The sequence below is a fragment of the Phormidesmis sp. 146-12 genome (assembly GCF_052939495.1).
This window is the reverse complement of the sequence record NZ_JBJPHS010000253.1, coordinates 1-1,235: the sequence shown is the minus strand read 5'-3', so window position 1 is coordinate 1,235 and position 1,235 is coordinate 1. Positions and strand designations below refer to the sequence as shown.

1 protein-coding gene is annotated in these 1,235 nt (G+C 55.4%); it reads right to left on the bottom strand.

Features of this window, described 5'->3' with window-relative positions; genetic code table 11:
* Positions 1 to 83 precede the first annotated feature (83 nt).
* Entirely contained in the window at positions 84 to 1,061 is a 978-nt protein-coding gene (locus tag ACKFKF_RS35070; RefSeq protein ID WP_446870154.1) for an IS110 family transposase, read from the bottom strand.
* Between the last annotated feature and the right edge of the window lie 174 nt (positions 1,062 to 1,235).

Genomic DNA, 1,235 nt, shown 5'->3' with positions numbered 1-1,235 from the left:
GTCGCTTCTCTTAGCCTACATTTCCTTCCCATAGAATAAATCAACCCTACCCCAGCATGGGGATTTAGCGATTATCTTGAATGTCAAGCCGGAAGCGCAACTTTTTCAGGGCTGGCTTCTTCAGCAGGAGGCTGCCAAGCCTTGCCCTGTTTCACGATTGCATTAAGAATGGTCAGCAACTTGTGCATACAAGCGACTAAAGCCACTTTCTTTAACTTGCCACGATCGAGAAGGCGATTATAAAACGCTTTCAACACCGGATTGTAACGAACGGCAACCAAAGCTGACAGGTACAACCCCTGCCTGACGGGCGCACGACCGCCAAAGATCCGCCGCTTGCCCTTCATCTGACCACTGTCATAGTTCAGGGGGGCCACTCCGACTAAGGTGGCGATCTGCTTGTGCGTCAACTGTCCCAACTCTGGCAAACTTGCCAGTAACGTGGCACTCATCACCGACCCCACGCCGGGAACGCTCACCCACCGCTTTTGAGTGTGCTGCCACCGCTCACACTGATTGATCTGCTCTGTGCTCGTACTGTCGAGTTCCTTGACCTGCTCTTGCAACCAGTCGATAGGCTGCTCGACGTTGGCTTGGGCTTTGCCGCGCAGCAAAGCCGCCCGATTGCGCTCCGAGGTCAACATCTCGACCAACTGCCGACGGCGCGTCACCAGATCGTTCAACTGCTCTTGGGCTTCACTTGCCAGGGGGCGCACCGGAGGCTGCATCGCTTCCCCAAACCACGCCAGCACTTTGGCATCCACCTGGTCGGTTTTTGCCAGTTGATGGGCGGCTTTGGCAAAGTTGCGTCCTTGCCGGGCGTTGATCACCGACACGGCATAGCCCTGCTGGGTTAGCCAAACGACCGCTTGTCGCTCATCGCCGCCCGTCGATTCCAGCACCACCCGCTTCACCTGTTCAGGGGCGGGCAGATCTTGGCTCAATGCCTCTAATCCCAAGTCGCTGTTCGCCACCTTCAGGCTTTGTCCACAGGGGCGAAGATGAACGTCCAGTGTCCGTTTACTGACATCAATGCCAATGTACAAATTCTCTAGTGTCATGAGTTGTTCCCAATATTGGGTGTCCTTGGGGGGTCTCAGACCTGACCTCTACCTTGCGTCATTCGGGATACTTCCGCTCCCGGCCGATGATTCGAGGTTCTTCTGAGCAATCAAGCATGGGGCGACCCTAGCTAAATCCCGATTTCGTGAATCTTAGGGGAATCGGTCTGCCAC